Source organism: Flavobacterium xinjiangense, assembly GCF_900142885.1.
Classification (GTDB): Bacteria; Bacteroidota; Bacteroidia; order Flavobacteriales; family Flavobacteriaceae; genus Flavobacterium; species Flavobacterium xinjiangense.
In genome coordinates this window covers 281,203-299,575 of sequence record NZ_FRCL01000004.1, presented here as the reverse complement: position 1 = coordinate 299,575, position 18,373 = coordinate 281,203, and the positions used below count along the sequence as shown (strand labels likewise).

14 protein-coding genes are annotated in these 18,373 nt (G+C 34.8%); 4 read left to right on the top strand and 10 right to left on the bottom strand.

The features are described 5' to 3' along the window. The first annotated feature begins 18 nt into the window (after nucleotides 1-18). Nucleotides 19-573 (top strand): hypothetical protein, encoded by a 555-nt coding sequence (locus BUC23_RS06985; RefSeq protein ID WP_244153780.1) that lies wholly within the window; start codon nucleotides 19-21, stop codon nucleotides 571-573. After that, nucleotides 570-1,964: a DUF5723 family protein gene (locus tag BUC23_RS06980; protein WP_073207561.1), complete on the top strand. Its 1,395-nt coding sequence runs from the start codon at nucleotides 570-572 to the stop codon at nucleotides 1,962-1,964. Before BUC23_RS06985 ends, BUC23_RS06980 begins: the two co-directional genes overlap by 4 nt. 19 nt (nucleotides 1,965-1,983) lie before the next feature. Here the strand turns inward: BUC23_RS06980 and BUC23_RS06975 are convergent, their stop codons facing one another. After that, nucleotides 1,984-4,500 (bottom strand): cation-translocating P-type ATPase, encoded by a 2,517-nt coding sequence (locus BUC23_RS06975; protein WP_073207558.1) that lies wholly within the window; start codon nucleotides 4,498-4,500, stop codon nucleotides 1,984-1,986. Between the two features lie 162 nt (nucleotides 4,501-4,662). On the opposite strand from BUC23_RS06975, the gene guaB reads away from it, so the two are divergent. Continuing rightward, nucleotides 4,663-6,135 (top strand): IMP dehydrogenase, encoded by a 1,473-nt coding sequence (gene guaB, locus BUC23_RS06970; protein ID WP_073207555.1) that lies wholly within the window; start codon nucleotides 4,663-4,665, stop codon nucleotides 6,133-6,135. A gap of 147 nt (nucleotides 6,136-6,282) precedes the next feature. Here guaB and BUC23_RS06965 read toward each other — a convergent pair whose 3' ends face one another. The 4 genes from BUC23_RS06965 to BUC23_RS06950 form a co-directional block, all read right to left on the bottom strand. After that, nucleotides 6,283-8,520 carry a cation:proton antiporter domain-containing protein gene (locus BUC23_RS06965; RefSeq protein ID WP_073207553.1) on the bottom strand — a complete coding sequence of 746 codons (2,238 nt, stop codon included), beginning with the start codon at nucleotides 8,518-8,520 and terminating at the stop codon, nucleotides 6,283-6,285. 221 nt (nucleotides 8,521-8,741) lie between these two features. Further along, nucleotides 8,742-9,515, bottom strand: a complete 774-nt coding sequence (locus BUC23_RS06960) for a polysaccharide deacetylase family protein (protein WP_073207550.1) — start codon at nucleotides 9,513-9,515, stop codon at nucleotides 8,742-8,744. Between the two features lie 31 nt (nucleotides 9,516-9,546). Further along, entirely contained in the window at nucleotides 9,547-10,893 is a 1,347-nt protein-coding gene (purB, locus tag BUC23_RS06955; protein ID WP_073207549.1) for an adenylosuccinate lyase, read from the bottom strand. A 67-nt stretch (nucleotides 10,894-10,960) separates the two neighbouring features. Next, a complete protein-coding gene (locus BUC23_RS06950; RefSeq protein WP_073207546.1) occupies nucleotides 10,961-11,653 on the bottom strand; it encodes an SIR2 family NAD-dependent protein deacylase in 693 nt (230 codons plus the stop codon). A 64-nt stretch (nucleotides 11,654-11,717) separates the two neighbouring features. Between BUC23_RS06950 and BUC23_RS06945 the strand changes: the two genes are divergently transcribed. Next, complete coding sequence (locus BUC23_RS06945) at nucleotides 11,718-12,380, top strand: TrmH family RNA methyltransferase (protein ID WP_073207543.1); 663 nt, start codon at nucleotides 11,718-11,720, stop codon at nucleotides 12,378-12,380. A gap of 28 nt (nucleotides 12,381-12,408) precedes the next feature. Here the strand turns inward: BUC23_RS06945 and BUC23_RS06940 are convergent, their stop codons facing one another. The 5 genes from BUC23_RS06940 to BUC23_RS06920 all read right to left on the bottom strand — a co-directional run bounded on the left by BUC23_RS06940 (nucleotide 12,409) and on the right by BUC23_RS06920 (nucleotide 18,320). After that, complete coding sequence (locus BUC23_RS06940) at nucleotides 12,409-12,933, bottom strand: MepB family protein (protein WP_073207539.1); 525 nt, start codon at nucleotides 12,931-12,933, stop codon at nucleotides 12,409-12,411. 89 nt (nucleotides 12,934-13,022) lie between these two features. After that, a complete protein-coding gene (gene secA, locus BUC23_RS06935) occupies nucleotides 13,023-16,370 on the bottom strand; it encodes a preprotein translocase subunit SecA (RefSeq protein WP_073207535.1) in 3,348 nt (1,115 codons plus the stop codon). A gap of 84 nt (nucleotides 16,371-16,454) precedes the next feature. After that, the gene (locus tag BUC23_RS06930) at nucleotides 16,455-16,676 is read right to left on the bottom strand and encodes a DUF2795 domain-containing protein (RefSeq protein ID WP_007138072.1); all 222 of its coding nucleotides are present in this window, start codon (nucleotides 16,674-16,676) and stop codon (nucleotides 16,455-16,457) included. Between the two features lie 162 nt (nucleotides 16,677-16,838). Continuing rightward, a complete protein-coding gene (locus BUC23_RS06925) occupies nucleotides 16,839-17,408 on the bottom strand; it encodes a cob(I)yrinic acid a,c-diamide adenosyltransferase (protein ID WP_073207530.1) in 570 nt (189 codons plus the stop codon). 54 nt (nucleotides 17,409-17,462) lie between these two features. Continuing rightward, nucleotides 17,463-18,320, bottom strand: a complete 858-nt coding sequence (locus tag BUC23_RS06920; protein WP_073207527.1) for an ATP-grasp domain-containing protein — start codon at nucleotides 18,318-18,320, stop codon at nucleotides 17,463-17,465. Between the last annotated feature and the right edge of the window lie 53 nt (nucleotides 18,321-18,373).

Below are 18,373 nucleotides of genomic sequence, written 5' to 3'. Positions count from 1 at the left end.
TGATTTTAATAAATTTAAATGATGAAACGACTGTCTTTCAATAGAATTTTATTGTTATTTATTATATCCTTATTCTCTTTTTCATGTTCAAGTGATTTAGATTTCAACCAAGCTAATGATTTGAAATTAGAACCTATTTTCGTTGCAAATTTAGCCTACTTTGAAATTCCTGCACATGAATTTGTGACAAATGGAATAGAACATAATTTAACGGTTGGTTCTCCAACAGTGGATGTATTTAATGACGCTTTTTTTAAAAAGCATTTAACAAGAGCTGATTTATCTTTTGAAATTGACAATACAATTAATAGAGGGCATACGTTAGATATCATATTGCAGGACAGAAACAATCAGCCGCTTTATACGATAAGCTTCAATATTCCGGCTTATACGGGTGTAGCAAATTCAATTACAAAAACAGAAATATTTGAAAATGGTAACCTTGACCTATTGAAAAGCACTACTAAAATGACTTTTGTTCTAAAAATGCTTGCTGGTCCGCCATTAAGCGAAAATAGTATCGGTAGTTTTAAATTACGTTCAGGTGTCACTGCTTATTTAATAGTTCAATGAGAAAAATAATCCTGCTTTTTATTCTATTTGTGTCGGTTAAAAGTATTTCACAAAACAAACAACTTCTATATAATTTCACGTCAGTACCACAGTCGTTGATGACTAATCCCGGTGCTGATGTTACTTATAAATTCTATTTTGGGATTCCATTATTATCAGGGATTTCGGCAAATGTAGGTTCCAGCGGTTTCTCTGCGTATGATTTATTTGCTGACAATGGAGTGGATTTTAATGTGAAATTGGGTGATGTCGTGTTTTCTACTACAAGAAAAGATAGAGCAGCAATAAATGAACAAATAGAGTTATTCACCGGAGGATTCAGGATTAGAGGAGGACAAGATCAATATGATTCCTATGTTTCTTTTGGAATGTATCAGGAATTTGATTTCCTGAGTTATATGCCAAAAGATCTCGCTATTTTGGCTTTGGACGGAAATATGGATTATCTGGGGAAAGTATTTGATTTGGGGGATTTGAATGTAAAAGCTGAGATGCTGACGGTGCTACATATAGGCTATCACAAAAATATAAATGAGAGGTTGATATTTGGCGCTAGAGGAAAAATTTATTCCAGTATTTTTAATGCTTCTTCAACAAAAAATTCGGGATATATTTATACAATACCTTCGAATGTAAATATATACGAACAAGTTATTTACTCTAATTTGCAACTCAATACGTCCGGTATTGCCAAGTATGACGATGAGGATTACAATGGGGATGTGGCAAAAGATATTAAAAATAAAGCTTTATTTGGAGGTAATTTGGGTGTCGGTTTTGATGCGGGACTTACGTACTATCCTAAAAAAAATATCCAGTTCACAGCAAGCATTGTTGATGTTGGTTTTATAAAACATACTAAAGAGGTAGAGAATTTAACTTACAAAGGATATTATAAGTATGATGGAATAAATCCTAAATTCAATGGAGGAAATACTGGGGGGGATGTATATCAGCAATTTAAAGATGCTATTCCATTAGATACTTTGCACACTAAATATACTACTTGGCGACCTGCAAAGTTCAACTCCTCTATTCAATATTCCTTTGAAGAAGAACGCTCTACTGATTGTAATTGCACGGACTATAATCCAGAAACTAGCTATAAAAGTGCCGTAGGTGCGCAGTTGTTTGTCTTGACAACACCGAGGACTCCTTTGATCGCTTTTACAACATATTATAGAAGAAAAATTTTCAATGCATTACAGATGAAGGCTACGTATACAATAGATTCGTATTCTTATAAAAACATAGGATTGGGGTTGTCAAGTAATTTTGGACCTGTAAATTTTTACATTCTTGCGGATAACCTTTTAGAATATAGGGATGTTTCTAAAGCTAACAGTTTATCTTTTCAATTGGGATTAAATATTATTTTTAAGGATAAATAAGCATCTAAATTAGCTTGGTTTATTGGTGTTTTCTACGTTTGAGCCATTTGTATATTTCTATCCAAAGAACCGAAACAAATCCAACTAAAATACTCAAACTTATTTGGCTTCCGGAGACTGTTTCAAATTGGAAAAAATGTGAAAATACAGGCACAAATAATAGTAACGCGGTGATTATAATCGTTAAGGAAATAATCATCAAAACCAAATTATTTTTATAGCCTAAAGTGGTAAATATGGAATAATAAAAAGAACGATTAACAAGTGTCAGAAAGATATTTGACGCTATTAATGTTAGAAACACTGTTGTTCGCGTTACACTTTCGATACAATTAGTCACCACACAATATTGATAAACAAATAGGAGTCCAAAAGTGATCATAAGTCCCTGAATGATACTAATGGTAATTTCTTTCAGATTAAAAAAAGTGTTAGTAAAAGGCCTTGGCTTTAGCAACATCAGATTTCGTTCCATAGGTTCATTTTCATAAATGATGGAGCAGGTGGGACCCATTATTATCTCCAGGAAAATAACGTGAACCGGCGAGAAAATATTTGGATAAACCCAACCCAATGCCAAAGGAATAAAGACAATTAGAATTATGGGAATATGTATAGAAATGATATATTGAATCGCTTTTTTTAGATTGATATAGATTTTTCTTCCCATAGCAATTGCATCTGTCATTTTAGAAAAATCATCATCAATCAGTATTAAATTTGCTGCTTCTTTGGCGATTTCCGTTCCTTTTTTGCCCATAGCAATTCCTATATGCGCTGATTTTAATGCAGGACCATCGTTTACGCCATCGCCGGTCATAGCCACAATTTGATTATTATCTTTTAAAGCTTTTATGATTTTAAGTTTGGCCTCAGGAAACATTCTCGTAAAGATGGTGGTTTCCATTACTTTTTCTTTTAAAGTTGCATCATCCATTGCCATTAATTCATCACCATTTAAGGTTTTTTCAGGGTTTCTGAAACCCACTTGCTTTGCTATGGTAGATGTTGTGACAGCATTATCCCCGGTTACTATTTTTACTAGAATTCCTGCGTTATAAAAAGTTTCGAAAACCGCTTTAATATTCTCTTTTGGTGGATCATAAAAAGCAATTAAGCCTTTAAATCGAAAGACAAAGTCCTGCTGTTTTTTTGGAAAATTATTCCCTGAAAATTCAGTTACGCCAACACCTAAAACTCGGAAACCTTTATTTGCCATGCTTTCCACGGCTTTTAAAATATGGTCTGCTTCCTTCTCTGATAGATTAGAACTTGCAATCAAAGCTTCTGGTGCACCTTTGGCAGCAATGATTCTCGTTCCCCTTTGGTTTTCAAAAACATGGGTCATCATAGGAGGCTTTCCGTCCAAAGGATATTCGTGGATTAACTTGAAATTAGGTCTTTCGTCAGTAATTTTTAATTTAGTATATGCTTCGTGCAAAGCAATTTCCATTCCGTCAAACGGAATAGGTTCACTAGCCCACATCGAAATACTTATTAATTCCAGTTCTTCTTTACTTAAATTGGAACTGTTATTTTCGGTACCAATGTCTTTTATTTCATTTGATGCAAAAATGTACCTTTGCGCCAGACTCATTTTGTTTTGAGTGATAGTTCCAGTTTTATCGGTACATATTACGGTGGCACTTCCTAGAGTTTCCACTGTTTTTGTTTGTTTTACAATAATCCCCATTTTCATTAAACGCCAGGCACCCAATGCCATAAAAGTGGTAAAAGCTACTGGGATTTCCTCTGGAATAATACTCATTGCCAAGGTTAATGCTTTTAGCAGACTGTCTAAAATATTTTTTGAATTGTAATAATTAATACCCCAAACAATACCAAAAATGACTAAGCCTACAAGAGACATTTTCCTTACAAAATTCCCGATTTGTAATTGTAATGGTGTTTTTTCTTCAATAATTGTTTCAATACTTTTACCAATTTTGCCAATTTTTGTTTCTCCACCAATTGCATTAACTTCACAAATGGCCAATCCGCTGGCTACAATAGTTCCTCGAAATACCTGGTTGTTTTCTGACTGTTCATTTTTAAAAACAGCAAGTGATTCGCCTGTAAGTATCGATTCATTGGCAGAAAAATCATTAGATTGGATAATTATGGCATCAGCCGGAATAAATGTGCCTTCTTCTATTTGAATGAAATCACCCAACACAATTTCTTCACTGGGAATTTCTGTAATCTTACTATTGCGTATGACTTTACTTTTGGGTTGGGATAGTTTTTTTAGGGATTCTATGGCATTCCTACTTTTAGATTCCTGATAAAGTGAAATCGTAGAAACCAATAGTATTGCCACAGCCATAAAAATTCCATTTCCATAATCACCGGTAATGAAATAAATTCCTGTTGCCGTAATCAGTAATAAAAACATAGGTTCCTTAACCATTTCAATTAAAGAAGTAAAAAAGGTATTTTTATCTTGATGGTATAAAGTATTAGAGCCGTTTTCCGCCTTTGATTTTAATGCCTGATCGTCTGAAAGCCCTTTGATATGTTGTTTAGATTCTGTCATCGAAAAGAAATTAATCAAATTTTGTTACATAGCAAACAATCAAAGCGGATAGAAAAGAGAGTCTATTTACAATGCAATTTAATCATTTTTTATAAAAAGTAGTCGTTTTTTGCTTAAGATTGTCTATATTTGCACGCAATTTAACTACAACTACAAATTGCAATGATCGCACACAATTCTAAGATTATCGGCGAAGGATTAACATACGATGATGTATTATTAGTTCCTAATTACTCAAATGTTCTTCCACGCGAAGTGAGTATCAAATCAAAATTTTCAAGAAATATAACGCTTAATGTTCCAATAGTGTCTGCTGCTATGGATACTGTTACCGAAAGCGCTATGGCAATTGCTATGGCTCAAGAAGGTGGTATTGGTGTTTTGCACAAAAATATGACTATCGAGCAACAAGCCGCTAAGGTGAGGAAAGTAAAACGTGCCGAATCAGGAATGATTATCGATCCGGTTACTTTGCCGCTTACTTCTACTGTTGCCGATGCTAAAAATGCAATGAAAGAGTATGGTATTGGCGGAATTCCAATTGTGGATGAAAACAAAATACTAAAAGGAATTGTCACTAATCGTGATTTACGTTTCGAAAAAAATAATGTAAGACCTATCGTTGAGGTAATGACAAGTGAGAACTTGGTAACAGTTGCCGAAGGAACTTCACTAGAACAAGCCGAAGTCGTTTTGCAAGGGTATAAAATTGAAAAACTCCCAGTAGTAGATGCCGCTTATAAACTTGTGGGTTTAATTACGTTTAGAGATATTACTAAATTGACCCAAAAACCAAATGCAAATAAAGACAAATACGGTCGTTTACGTGTTGCTGCCGCATTAGGAGTTACTGCAGATGCTGTAGAAAGAGCAACCGCTTTAGTGAATGCTGGAGTTGATGCTGTTATTATCGATACGGCTCACGGACATACAAAAGGAGTTGTAGATGTACTAAAATTAGTGAAAGCTAAATTTCCTGAATTAGACGTTATTGTTGGTAATATTGCCACCGCTGAAGCAGCGAAATATTTGGTTGAAAATGGCGCTGACGGTGTGAAAGTAGGAATTGGACCTGGTTCTATTTGTACGACTCGTATTGTTGCCGGTGTTGGTTTTCCTCAGTTTTCAGCTGTTCTTGAAGTTGCTGCCGCTATAAAAGGTACTGGAGTTCCAGTAATTGCTGATGGAGGAATTCGCTATACAGGTGATATCCCTAAAGCTATTGCTGCTGGTGCTGATTGTGTGATGTTAGGTTCGTTGCTTGCCGGTACTATGGAATCTCCTGGAGAAACTATTATTTTCGAAGGAAGAAAATTCAAATCATACCGTGGAATGGGTTCTGTTGAAGCAATGCAGGAAGGGTCAAAAGATCGTTATTTCCAAGATGTGGAAGATGATGTTAAGAAACTGGTTCCGGAAGGAATTGTAGGTCGTGTTCCTTACAAAGGAGAATTGAACGAAAGCATGCAACAATTCGTTGGTGGTCTTCGTGCCGGAATGGGATATTGTGGATCAAAAGATATTCCAACTTTACAGGAAACGGGCCGTTTTGTTCGCATCACTGCAAGTGGTATCAACGAAAGCCATCCTCATAATGTAACGATTACGAAAGAAGCTCCAAATTACTCGAGATAATTAAGTTAATAGTCATAAAGTCAAAAGTCATAAGGTGTACATAAAAGTGCACCTTTTTTTATAAAGAAACAATTGCATTACATAAATATAAATAAAGTTTTAAAGGACTTTAAAACTTTCTAACATTCGACTTTAGACTCAATTATATTAATTATGAACCAAATCGGCTAATAATTTTTTATTTCCAACAATCCAAAGAATATCGTCTTTCTCTAACAATATATCTGATTCGGGATTTAAGATTCTTTTTCCCTTTTTTTCAATACCAACAACCAAACCACTTGTTTTCTCCCGTAATTTTGAATCTTTTATACTTTTCCCAATATAGGACTCATTTTTCAATTCTATTTGTCGCAATACAATTTCTGGTTCTACGATTACATCTGGAACTTCTGTCTCGTGATGGTCTAGATAGTGTTTAAATTCTTTTACCTGAGTATCCGTGCCAATAACACATATTTCATCGCCAGGAAATAAACGTTCATTTTTTTGAGGAATATTGATTACTATTTCCCCCCTTTTAATAGATGATATATTAATCCCCATTTGTTCCCGAAGTTGTAATTTTTTCAGAGTATTTCCAACGATGTTAGAGTTTGCAGTAATGTCAAAAAATGCCATATGCCCATCCCAAGGCGATAAATCACTACGACTTCGTTTCGGTTTTGCTAATTCTCTCGCATTTAAATTGGATAAAAAATGATTTTCAATTTTATGATATTGAGCATTTAATTTTTTTCTAAAAATAAAATACACAATCATTGCTACAATCAACGCAATCAATGCAATTTTTGGAGAGAAAAATATATTCAATAAAAAACCAATAAAAAAAGTGGTGAGTAACAATCTAAATAGAAACATCATAGCCATAGGGCCGCGATATTTTCGCTCCTCCATAAGTGTCTCGACTTCTTTTATAGCAACACGACGTAGTGAAAGTGCCCATAAAAAAGGAGAAAGGAAACCTAATGTAATCAAGGAACCTAACACATTTCCAAATTGGTATTGTTCTACTAATGGTAAAATAAATTTGGAAGAGAGCAAAATAACAGCCACAATAATAACGGAAACCAAGATAACTTGAGCGAGATAAGCATTCATTACAATTTGCCAATTACTAACTGATTTTATAGCTTGTGTATTAGCGCTGTAACGTTCAATACTTTTAGTCCATTTTCGGGGTAATTTCTTTGCTAAATATTCTGAAAATGGTGTAGATAATTTTATCATAAACGGAGTCGTGAACGTCGTTACAGCCGAAACAGCAACCACAATAGGATATAGGAACGAACTTGTTACATGAAGTGTAATGCCCAATGATGCAATAATAAAAGAGAATTCCCCAATTTGAGACAAACTCATTCCCGTTTGAATAGATTCTTTCAAAGGTTTTCCTGAAATTAGCGCACCGGCAGTAGAGCTTATCGATTGTCCAAAGATGGTAACTAGGGATAAAATAAACACAGGGATCGCATGTTCATACAAGGTTTGTGGATCAATTAGCATTCCCACAGACACAAAGAAAACGGCTCCAAATAAATCTTTGACCGGTTTTACTAAATGCTCGATATGTTCTGCTTGTGTAGTCTCAGCAATTATAGAACCCATGATAAAGGCGCCAAGGGCAGGTGAAAAACCAACATCGGCAGCCAGAATAACCATCATCAAACAAAGTGCAAGCGAAATAATAAGCAACATTTCATCAGATAATAAATGCTTTGCCTTTTTGAGCAGCGTGGGGATAAAGAAGATACCTCCAACAAACCAAATCGTTAGGAAAAATACTAGTTTTAAGACGGATTGCAATAATTCCCCACCCGAAAATTGATTGCTAACAGCTATAGTTGATAATAAAACCATCATTAAGATGGCCACAATGTCCTGAACAATGAGAGAACCTATCACAATTCCGGCAAAATTTTGAGCCTTAACGCCTAATTCCTCAAATGTTTTAAGAATGATAGTTGTAGATGAAATTGAAAGAATCACTCCTAAAAAAATACTATCCATCTTGCTCCAATTCATCCATTGCCCTGCAAAATAACCAACCAAAACCATCGAAAAAATTTGAGTAATCGCAGTAATTGAAGCAGTTCCACCCACCTTCATCAATTTTTTAAAACTGAATTCCAGTCCAAGACTGAACAATAAAAAGATTACTCCAATTTCTGCCCAGACCTCCACACTTTTAATATCGGTCACCGATGGGAAAAAATCAAAATGGTTTCCAGCTAAAAATCCGGCAATCAAATATCCTAGAACCAGAGGCTGCTTGATTTTTTTAAACAACAATACTGCAACTCCTGCAGTCATTAGGATTAATCCCAAATCGCTTATCAATGGCTGTAAGTGATGTGTCGCTTCCGTTACTACTGCAGTATCCATAGTTTCTAATTTTATTTGGGAGCTATTCCAGCCATCCGTTTCAAGCTATTGGTCATAAATCTTTTTTTCAATTGCACTTGCAGGAGCTTCCTTTGGTCGCTCTGCCATTGCAAGAAAAAATAGCTTTATTTCCTCGAGGCTTTTCTCTGCTGTCTGGGCTATACTTGCCAGAAACATTTGTGTTTTATAAAATTAATACATTTCACTGTTGCAATGAAATGTTATTTTAAATTGTTTAATTCAGATAAAGTGTAAAAAGTCATATTATGTTGTTTGACATAATTACAAATCAGTTGTAATGTTTCCATTTTGGTCTGATAATTAGCAGTTATGTTTTGCACTGGTTTGTGACCAAATAAAATCAGAATTTTATGCTTTCGCTTGGCATAATCCAACAATTTTATAAGATATGGGATGCTAAAATTGGGATGATCCGTATCTATACCTATTCCATAAACTACTCTGGAGTTATTGTAATAGCAATTTTGGAAAAATGGATCTTGCGCTCCGTAGGTTGTTCCTCTGATAATTTTAAACTTTTTCAAAAGTGCTTTGTCAATGTTAGTATTTCTAAAACCGAAAGGATAAGCAAATGCCGTTACTTTAAAATTATAAAAATGCATTAAAGCAAGCATTGGATTTATTTCCTGTTTAATGTAGGCGTCAACTCCGTTTTTCGCAACAAATTTAGGTGCGTCAAAATGGTGGAAACCATGTCCTGCAATTTCGTGTCCTTCTTTTTGCAATTGCTGGAGTTCCTTTATTTCAGAATGGCTCAACGTATTTATTTTTGAAACACAAAAAGTAGCTTTCCAAGAATATTGGAGCAGTGTTTTATCAGCCTGATACCATTCATTAATACTTGTATCATCAAATGAAATTACAACTCCAGACGCAGGCTCTTTAAAATTGTTTTTTTGAGAAGTGTTTTTATTCTCACAGGAAAATAAAAAAAAAGTACAAAGTAGTATGAATTTAAAAATGCTTTTCTTCATATTGCTTTGTACTTTGTAAATATTTTTGTTTTTAAATTCCCAAGAAATTACTTGGAGTGATTTGCATTAATTCTGCTTTAATCTCATCCGAAACGTCTAAGGTAGCGATAAAACCATGAATTGCTTTTTTATCAATTGCTTCATTGGTTCTGGTCAATCCTTTCAAAGCTTCATAAGGATTAGGATATCCTTCGCGACGCAATATTGTTTGAATCGCCTCAGCAACAACAGCCCAGTTTTTCTCTAAATCTTCGTGGAATTTTGGCTCGTTCAATAACAATTTGTTTAATCCTTTCAAAGTGGCTTCAAAAGCTATTAAAGTATGTCCCATTGGTACACCAATATTTCTTAAAACTGTACTGTCTGTCAAATCACGTTGTAATCTTGACAATGGTAATTTAGCCGATAAATGTTCGAAAATAGCATTGGCTATTCCTAAATTCCCTTCTGAGTTTTCAAAATCAATTGGGTTTACTTTATGTGGCATCGCTGAAGATCCTATTTCTCCCGCTTTGATTTTTTGCTTGAAATATTCCATTGAAACGTACGTCCAAATATCTCGGTCTAAATCAATGATAATAGTATTTATTCTTTTCAATGCATCAAAAAATGCAGCGAAATGATCGTAATGTTCAATTTGTGTAGTAGGGAAGGAGTGGTGTAAACCTAAGTTTTCCTCCACAAATTTCCCTCCAAATTTTCTCCAGTCAATTTGTGGATATGCCACATGATGCGCGTTATAATTTCCGGTTGCTCCGCCAAATTTTGCGGCAAAAGGAATATTAAACAATAAACGCATTTGCTCTTCTAAACGCTCTACAAAAACACCAATTTCTTTACCCAAACGCGTTGGAGAAGCCGGTTGTCCATGCGTACGCGCCAGCATAGGAATGTCCTTCCATTCGATACTTAAATCTTTCAATTTTGAAGTCAAAGTAATCAGAGAAGGCATGTATACTTTCTCGAAAGCTTCTTTTGTAGAAAGAGGAATCGCTGTGTTGTTAATGTCTTGAGAAGTCAATCCGAAGTGGATAAACTCTTTATATTCAGATAAACCTAATTTTTCAAAAGCATCTTTGATAAAGTATTCCACCGCTTTTACATCGTGGTTGGTTACTTTCTCTGTTTCTTTAATCCAAAGCGCATCTTCAGTAGAAAAGTTTTTATAGATGTTACGTAAGCTTTCGAATAAATTCGGGTTTACGTTTTTTAGTTGTGGCAAAGGAACTTCGCACAAAGCAATGAAATATTCAATTTCAACCAATACGCGGTATTTGATTAAAGCTTCTTCAGAGAAAAATGGAGCCAGTGAAATAGTCTTGTTTCTATATCTTCCGTCGATTGGTGATATAGCATTCAATTCGTTTAAAGTAGTCATTGTTGTGTTGTTTGTTCGAAAGGCACAAATATAAACCTTTCGTGACAAAATAGAAAACGAATGGTTTTTAAATAAGTCCGATTAGCTTCTTTTTTAGCGTTTTCATTCCTTCAGAAGCGACTTCCGGAATCACATCCAATGGATTTCGAAGATTTGGGATTTTTATGGGTTTTGGATCAATATAAAAAATAGGCGTTTCTCGAGGAGTAAAATCGATTAATCCTGCCGCAGGATACACTTGCAAAGATGTGCCAATCACCGTAAAATAATCTGCACTTTGAGTAATTGTTATTGCTTCATCAAGCGCAGGAACTTCCTCACCAAACCAAACAATATGCGGACGTAATTGGTTTTTATTTTCATCTAAATCGCCAAAATTTAAATCCTCTCGCCAATCCAAGATATAATTTGGGTTTGTTGAACTTCTTACTTTTAATAATTCGCCATGCAAATGCAACACATTAGTGCTTCCCGCGCGTTCGTGTAAATCATCTACGTTTTGAGTAATGATATACACCTCAAATTCATTCTCTAATTCAGCCAGAATTTGATGTCCTAAATTCGGTTGTACTTCTTTGAGTTGTTTTCGTCTTTGATTATAAAAATCAAGCACCAAAGCCGGATTTTTATGCCAGCCTTCTGGTGTAGCGACATCATTGACGTTATGGCCTTCCCATAATCCGTCACTGTCACGAAAGGTTTTGATGCCACTTTCGGCACTAATTCCTGCTCCTGTCAAAACCACCAATTTCTTTTTCATTTGTAAAATGCATTAGGAGATAAAGCTAGTCTTTTTTAGTATTTTTGCCAAAAAATAATCCGCAATGATTGATATTGATTACCTCAATTTTCTTGAAAATATCTTAACTGATAATCGCAAAGAAAAATTTCTGAAAGTATTGGAAAACAGAACCAAGCATTTTACGATTGCTGTCGAAGATATTTTTCAAATGCATAATACGAGTGCAGTTATGCGCAGTTGCGAGGTTTTTGGAATTCAGGAGTTGAACGTGATTGAGCAGCGATACGGAAAAAGTATCGATAAGGAAATAGCGATGGGTGCGCAAAAATGGGTTGATATCAATACTTTTGACAGTATTACGAATTGCGTAGACACATTAAAAAGTAAAGGATATCAAATCATTGCGACTACGCCTCATGAAAATGATTGTTTGATGGATGATTTTGATATTACTAAACCCAGTGCTTTATTTTTTGGAACCGAAAGAGACGGATTATCCGAGGAAATTTTACAAGGTGCCGATGGTTTTCTAAAAATTCCGATGGTTGGTTTTACGGAGAGTTTGAACATCTCGGTTTCGGCTTCCATTATCATTCAAAACTTGACGAACAGATTAAGGAATTCAAACATCGATTGGCATTTATCCGAAGAAGAGATTTTGGTAAAAAGATTGGCTTGGGCCAAAAATTCCATAAAAGATATTAAAAGAATAGAGGAAAGATACTTTGGCGAGAATCCGAAGTAGATCTTTTTTCACTGCTATTGCTTGAAAATTAAGGAGTTTTATATAGTTTTTTTAAAAGTTTGATATCGATTGGTTTATCATTGGAAATTTCTAAGAAATAATCCAGTTGCCATTTCTGGGTTTTTTGAGCCTGTTTACTCAAAGTTTCATCCCAAGGCGGGTAAACTCGTATCGCTCTTTTTCCTTCTTTGTTATTGGTTGATACAATACCTTGTTCACAAAGCACCGATTTTGGAAAAACAAATTGTCCAAAACGATTGTCTTTTCTGGTACTGATAATAAATAGATCAATTGAATCTGTAAAATCAAAAGGTTGGATTGGTCCTTTGCCTATTCTTTTCCATAAAGTAACGAATTGTCCAATCTTAGTTGGAGTAATTTTTGCAACACGAAATTTAACGGACAGCGTATTAACTTCAAAAGTGTAAGCGCCATATTCAGAACTTTCCGCTTCTTTTATTGGAATAGAACATTCATAATTGAACGGATCGTATATAATTTCTTTGACGGCAAGCAGGTCGTGATGAATCGTTGTAGAAGTTGTGCGGGACATTTTACATATTTATACTATTTTCAAATATAAAAAAAATCCCCAACTACTTTCGTAATTGGGGAATTTAAATTTATATAGAAATGGAATGATTATTCATTCACAATAACCCATTGACCTGATGCGATTAAGCTTTCGGCTTTTTTGAATTTCATTTCTTGTGTTTGTCCGTTAGCCACGTTTTGAATTGTAACGTTGTCATTGCGATTGATCTTTGGCATATCTCTCACGATAGTTTCTGTAACTTGTCGTTGTTGCGTTTCTCCAGCTTCACGATTTGCATTTTCGCTATTTGGAATTTCGTCTTTACTCAATTTATAGTCTTCTTTCTGACGAACTTCTTTCGCTTCTTGTATTTGTTGATTTTGTTGAGCCGGTAAATCACCTTTGAACAAGAATGAAATAACTTCTTTATTAACATTGTCAATCATTGCTCTAAACAAATTGAATGCTTCCAGTTTGTAAATAAGCAATGGGTCTTTTTGTTCATGAACGGCTAGTTGAACCGATTGTTTCAACTCATCCATTTTACGTAAATGTTTTTTCCAGGCTTCATCAACAATAGACAAAGTGATATTTTTTTCGAAATCAGCAACTAATTGATTTCCGTTAGTATCGTATGCTTTCTTCAAATCAGTAACCACATTCAAGGTTTTGATACCATCCGTAAATGGAACTACAATACGCTCAAATTGATTGTTTTTATCTTCGTAAACATCCTTTATAATAGGAAATGCTTCTCTGGCGCTTCTTTCTGTTTTCTCTGTGTAAAACTCCAGCGTCGCTTTGTAGATTTTACCAGTCAATTCTATTTCTGTCAATTTACTGAATTCTGCTTGCGTAACCGGAGAGGTAATGGAGAAATAACGAATCAATTCGAATTCAAAATTTTTGAAATCGTTAGTCGCTTTATTTTCATCTACAATCAATTCGCAGGTATCATAAAGCATGTTGGCAATATCTAATTTCAAACGTTCTCCAAACAAAGCATGACGACGACGTTTGTAAACTACTTCACGTTGTGCATTCATAACATCATCATATTCCAATAAACGTTTACGAACACCAAAGTTATTTTCTTCTACTTTTTTCTGAGCACGTTCGATAGATTTTGTCATCATCGAATGTTGAATCACTTCTCCTTCTTGTAATCCCATTCTGTCCATAACTTTAGCCACTCTTTCAGAACCAAACAAACGCATTAGGTTGTCTTCAAGTGAAACATAAAACTGAGAACTTCCCGGATCACCTTGACGACCGGCACGACCGCGTAACTGACGGTCAACACGACGTGAATCGTGACGTTCCGTACCTACAATCGCTAATCCTCCAGCCGCTTTCACTTCGGCAGATAATTTAATATCGGTACCACGACCAGCCATGTTCGTTGCAATTGTTACAACACCTGGTTTTCCAGCCTCTTCAACAATCTGAGCTTCTTGTTTGTGCATTTTTGCATTCAATACATTATGCGTAACACCTCTCATTTTAAGCATTCGGCTTAATAATTCCGAAATCTCCACAGAAGTTGTTCCAATAAGTACCGGTCTTCCTGCATTTGATAATTGAGTTACATCCTCGATTACTGCATTGAATTTTTCACGAGTAGTTTTATATATAAAATCTTCTTTGTCTAATCTAGCCATTCCTCTGTTAGTAGGAATTTCTACCACATCCAGTTTGTAGATTTGCCACAACTCGCCAGCCTCAGTTGAAGCTGTTCCAGTCATACCACCCAGTTTGTTGTACATTCTGAAGTAATTCTGTAAAGTTACAGTAGCAAATGTTTGTGTAGCAGCTTCGATTTTTACATTTTCTTTGGCTTCAATTGCTTGATGTAATCCATCAGAATAACGACGACCGTCCATGATACGACCCGTTTGTTCATCTACAATCATGATTTTATTATCCATGATTACATATTCTACATCTTTCTCAAATAAAGCATAGGCTTTCAAAAGCTGTGTCAAAGTATGAATACGTTCACTTTTCACACCAAAATCCTGGAATAATCTTTCTTTTTCTTCTGCCTCGGTATCTTTGTCTAATTTTTTCTTTTCGATAGCTGCAATTTCGGTTCCAATATCTGGAAGAACAAAAAAGTTATTATCATCAGAATCGGAAGACAAGTATTTAATTCCGTTGTCAGTCAGCTCAACTTGGTTATTTTTTTCTTCAATTACAAAATACATCGCTTCATCAATCTTGTGCATTTCACGATTGTTGTCTTGCATGTATTGATTTTCTGTTTTTTGAAGTAATTGTTTAATTCCTTCTTCACTTAAAAATTTAATAAGTGCTTTGTTTTTTGGCAATGCTCTGTATGCTCTTAATAAGTTGAATCCACCTTCTTTAGTGTTTCCTTCCTTGATTAATTTTTTAGCTTCAGATAAGAAACCGTTAGCCAATTGTCTTTGTAAACTAACTAAGTTTTCAATTTTTGGTTTCATTTCCATGAATTCATGACGATCTCCTTGTGGAACTGGACCTGAAATAATCAATGGTGTTCTTGCATCATCAATCAAAACAGAATCGACCTCATCAACAATTGCATAATTATGTTTTCTTTGAACTAATTCATCTGGCGTGTGCGCCATGTTATCTCTTAAGTAGTCAAAACCAAACTCGTTATTCGTTCCGTAGGTAATGTCAGCATTGTATGCTTTTTTTCTTCCTTCCGAACTTGGCTGGTAATTATCGATACATTCTACTGTCATACCATGAAATTCGAATAAAGGCGCTTTCCATGTACTATCACGTTTAGCCAAATAATCATTCACAGTAACTAAATGCACACCGTTTCCAGTCAAAGCATTTAAATAAAGAGGTAAAGTTGCCACCAATGTTTTTCCTTCACCTGTTTGCATTTCAGCAACTTTTCCTTCATGCAAAACCATTCCACCAATTAATTGGACATCATAGTGAATCATGTCCCAAGTAATTTCTTTTCCGGCAGCACTCCATGAATTCGCCCAGATTGCTTTATCTCCATCAAGGGTTATATAGCTTTTTGTTGCAGAAAGTTCACGATCTTTAGCAGATGCAGTTACTTCTATTTGTGTATTGTCTTTAAATCGTCTTGCTGTTTCTTTTACAACGGCAAAAGCTTCAGGAAGAATTTCCATCAACGTTTTTTCCGAAATGTCGTATGCTTCTTTTTCAAGCGCATCGATAGCAACATAGATATCTTCTCTTTTGTCAATATCTTCAATGCTTTCCACCTCTTGTTTTAACGTGGCAATTTTCGCGTCTTTGTCAGCGCGAGCTTCCTTTATTCTATCTTTAAAAAAAGTGGTACGAGCTCTTAACTCATCATTAGACAATGACATTAAGCTCGTTTCAAAAGTTTTAATTTTGTTAAGATACGGTTGTAAAGCTTTGACATCTTTTTGAGATTTATCTCCAACAAAGACTTTAATGATGCTATTTATGAAACTCATGATATGATTTTATTTCTATTTGTATAATTGTGTAAATTTAACCAAAAAAAAAGCCTCTTTTGAGACTTTTTCTTAGTTTACTTTTTAATATTCATCCTCATTCCAAAGATAATCTTCGTCTGTTGGATAATCTGGCCAAATTTCTTCCATTGATTCATATATCTCGCCTTCATCCTCTATAGATTGAAGGTTTTCTACTACTTCTAATGGAGCTCCTGCTCTAATAGCGTAGTCAATAAGTTCGTCTTTGTTAGCAGGCCACGGTGCATCACTTAAATATGAGGCTAATTCTAATGTCCAATACATCTGTTGTCGATTTAGTTTTGTGCAAAAATAAATTTTTTACTGAAAAAGACAAGTAAAAAATGATTTATTTTTAGTAAAAGTTAAGAACGTTTTTTTTAGTTTAATGTTTCCTGTTTAAAGTTTCAAATTTCTGAACGGAAAACTGCGACTGAAAACGGTATATTATTTCCTCGGAATCCATTGAACTTCGACGGCGTTCAAATCATGAGACAACTTTCGTGCCAACACAAAAAGGTAGTCAGAAAGTCGGTTTAGGTACTTAATTGCAATCTCGGCAACGGGTTCATTGTGGCTTAAATGTACTGCTAAACGTTCTGCACGACGGCAAACGCAACGTGCTATATGACAATATGACACGGTAGTGTGTCCGCCGGGTAAAACAAAATGAGTCATTTGCGGTAACTCATTCTCCATAGCATCGATTTCATTTTCCAGTAATTCAATATCAGTTTCTACAATCCCCAATTTTTTTAAACGAAGTTCTCCGTTTTTCATTACTTCTTTTTCTGGTGGTGTGGCAAGAATTGCTCCAACAGTAAACAATCGATCTTGAATTTCGATTAGAATTTCTTTATAATGAACATTCATTTCCTGATCTCGAATTAATCCAATATGGGAATTCAATTCGTCAACAGTTCCATAACTTTCTATTCGAGCATGGTCTTTTGGAACTCGAGTTCCTCCAAAAAGTGACGTAGTCCCTTTGTCTCCCGTTTTTGTATATACTTTCATTATATGCTATATCAGTTTATTCTTGTATCAATTTATAAAATGTAAACAACAAATTTACTTTATTAATTCGACTATTGATGTGACAAATCGTTCAAGAGCACCTTCGCTTATATCAAAATATAAATCGGGTTCAATACATTCAATTTCCATTAAGTATAATTCGTTATCAATAATAATTCCATCGACTCTGGCATATAATAATTTTTCAGGGAAGGTATTCACGATTTTTTGCGCCTTTTCAATTAATTCCTGGCTAGGTTGAACCAAAGTGTATTTTCCTCCAAATTGTGATTGCACCCTGAAATCCCCTTCAACAGGTTTCTTGTTTACCGCATGAGAGAATTTTTTATTGAAAAATATAAAAGAGGTTTCTCCTGCTATTTGAATTTCTGGCATGAATTCCTGTAAAAGCAATTCCTTTTCTTGCGCTATATTTTTGTAATCCTCGTTTATTTTTTGAATATTAAGTACTTCAAAAACTTCAGTGAGATAGGAACCGGCGGAGAAGGCTGGTTTTATAACTGCTTTTTTCCAATGTGAGGGAATAAGTTCAGCAAGGTTAAGGGAAGATGTTTTGTCGATAAAAACGGTGGGAAGAATTAAAATTCCCTGCTTTTCCATTTCACGCAAATAAAACTTATGCTTGTTTTGCTTGATGATTTCAATTGGGTTAAGCGTTTTAATTCCTAATTTTCCTATTTGGTCAAGCCAAAGGTTGAACTCGGTTTCTTTTTCGAAATAATCCCAAGTATTGCGAAAAATCAAGTAATCATAATCGCTCCAGTTGATGGTTTTGTCACTCCAAATTACAGGTTTTGCCACAATATTACGTTTGGCTAATTCTGGAATTAAAAGTTGGTCGGCAGCAGTTAATTCAGGGAGTTTTTTACAGGTTAGTAAAGCGATTTTCATTTTAGCTATGTATTATTTGGAATTCTAAATGGTATTGTGATCTGGATCGCCTA

Bases quoted from the DNA above. Each gene is read 5' to 3' on its own strand.
- BUC23_RS06945 (WP_073207543.1), top strand. From the start codon at position 11,718: ATGATTGATATTGATTACCTCAATTTTCTTGAAAATATCTTAACTGAT.
- BUC23_RS06965 (WP_073207553.1), bottom strand. From the start codon at position 8,520: ATGGATACTGCAGTAGTAACGGAAGCGACACATCACTTACAGCCATTG.
- purB (WP_073207549.1), bottom strand. From the start codon at position 10,893: ATGACTACTTTAAACGAATTGAATGCTATATCACCAATCGACGGAAGA.
- BUC23_RS06950 (WP_073207546.1), bottom strand. From the start codon at position 11,653: ATGAAAAAGAAATTGGTGGTTTTGACAGGAGCAGGAATTAGTGCCGAA.
- guaB (WP_073207555.1), top strand. From the start codon at position 4,663: ATGATCGCACACAATTCTAAGATTATCGGCGAAGGATTAACATACGAT.
- BUC23_RS06920 (WP_073207527.1), bottom strand. From the start codon at position 18,320: ATGAAAATCGCTTTACTAACCTGTAAAAAACTCCCTGAATTAACTGCT.
- secA (WP_073207535.1), bottom strand. From the start codon at position 16,370: ATGAGTTTCATAAATAGCATCATTAAAGTCTTTGTTGGAGATAAATCT.
- BUC23_RS06980 (WP_073207561.1), top strand. From the start codon at position 570: ATGAGAAAAATAATCCTGCTTTTTATTCTATTTGTGTCGGTTAAAAGT.
- BUC23_RS06960 (WP_073207550.1), bottom strand. From the start codon at position 9,515: ATGAAGAAAAGCATTTTTAAATTCATACTACTTTGTACTTTTTTTTTA.
- BUC23_RS06975 (WP_073207558.1), bottom strand. From the start codon at position 4,500: ATGACAGAATCTAAACAACATATCAAAGGGCTTTCAGACGATCAGGCA.
- BUC23_RS06985 (WP_244153780.1), top strand. From the start codon at position 19: ATGATGAAACGACTGTCTTTCAATAGAATTTTATTGTTATTTATTATA.
- BUC23_RS06930 (WP_007138072.1), bottom strand. From the start codon at position 16,676: ATGTATTGGACATTAGAATTAGCCTCATATTTAAGTGATGCACCGTGG.
- BUC23_RS06925 (WP_073207530.1), bottom strand. From the start codon at position 17,408: ATGAAAGTATATACAAAAACGGGAGACAAAGGGACTACGTCACTTTTT.
- BUC23_RS06940 (WP_073207539.1), bottom strand. From the start codon at position 12,933: ATGTCCCGCACAACTTCTACAACGATTCATCACGACCTGCTTGCCGTC.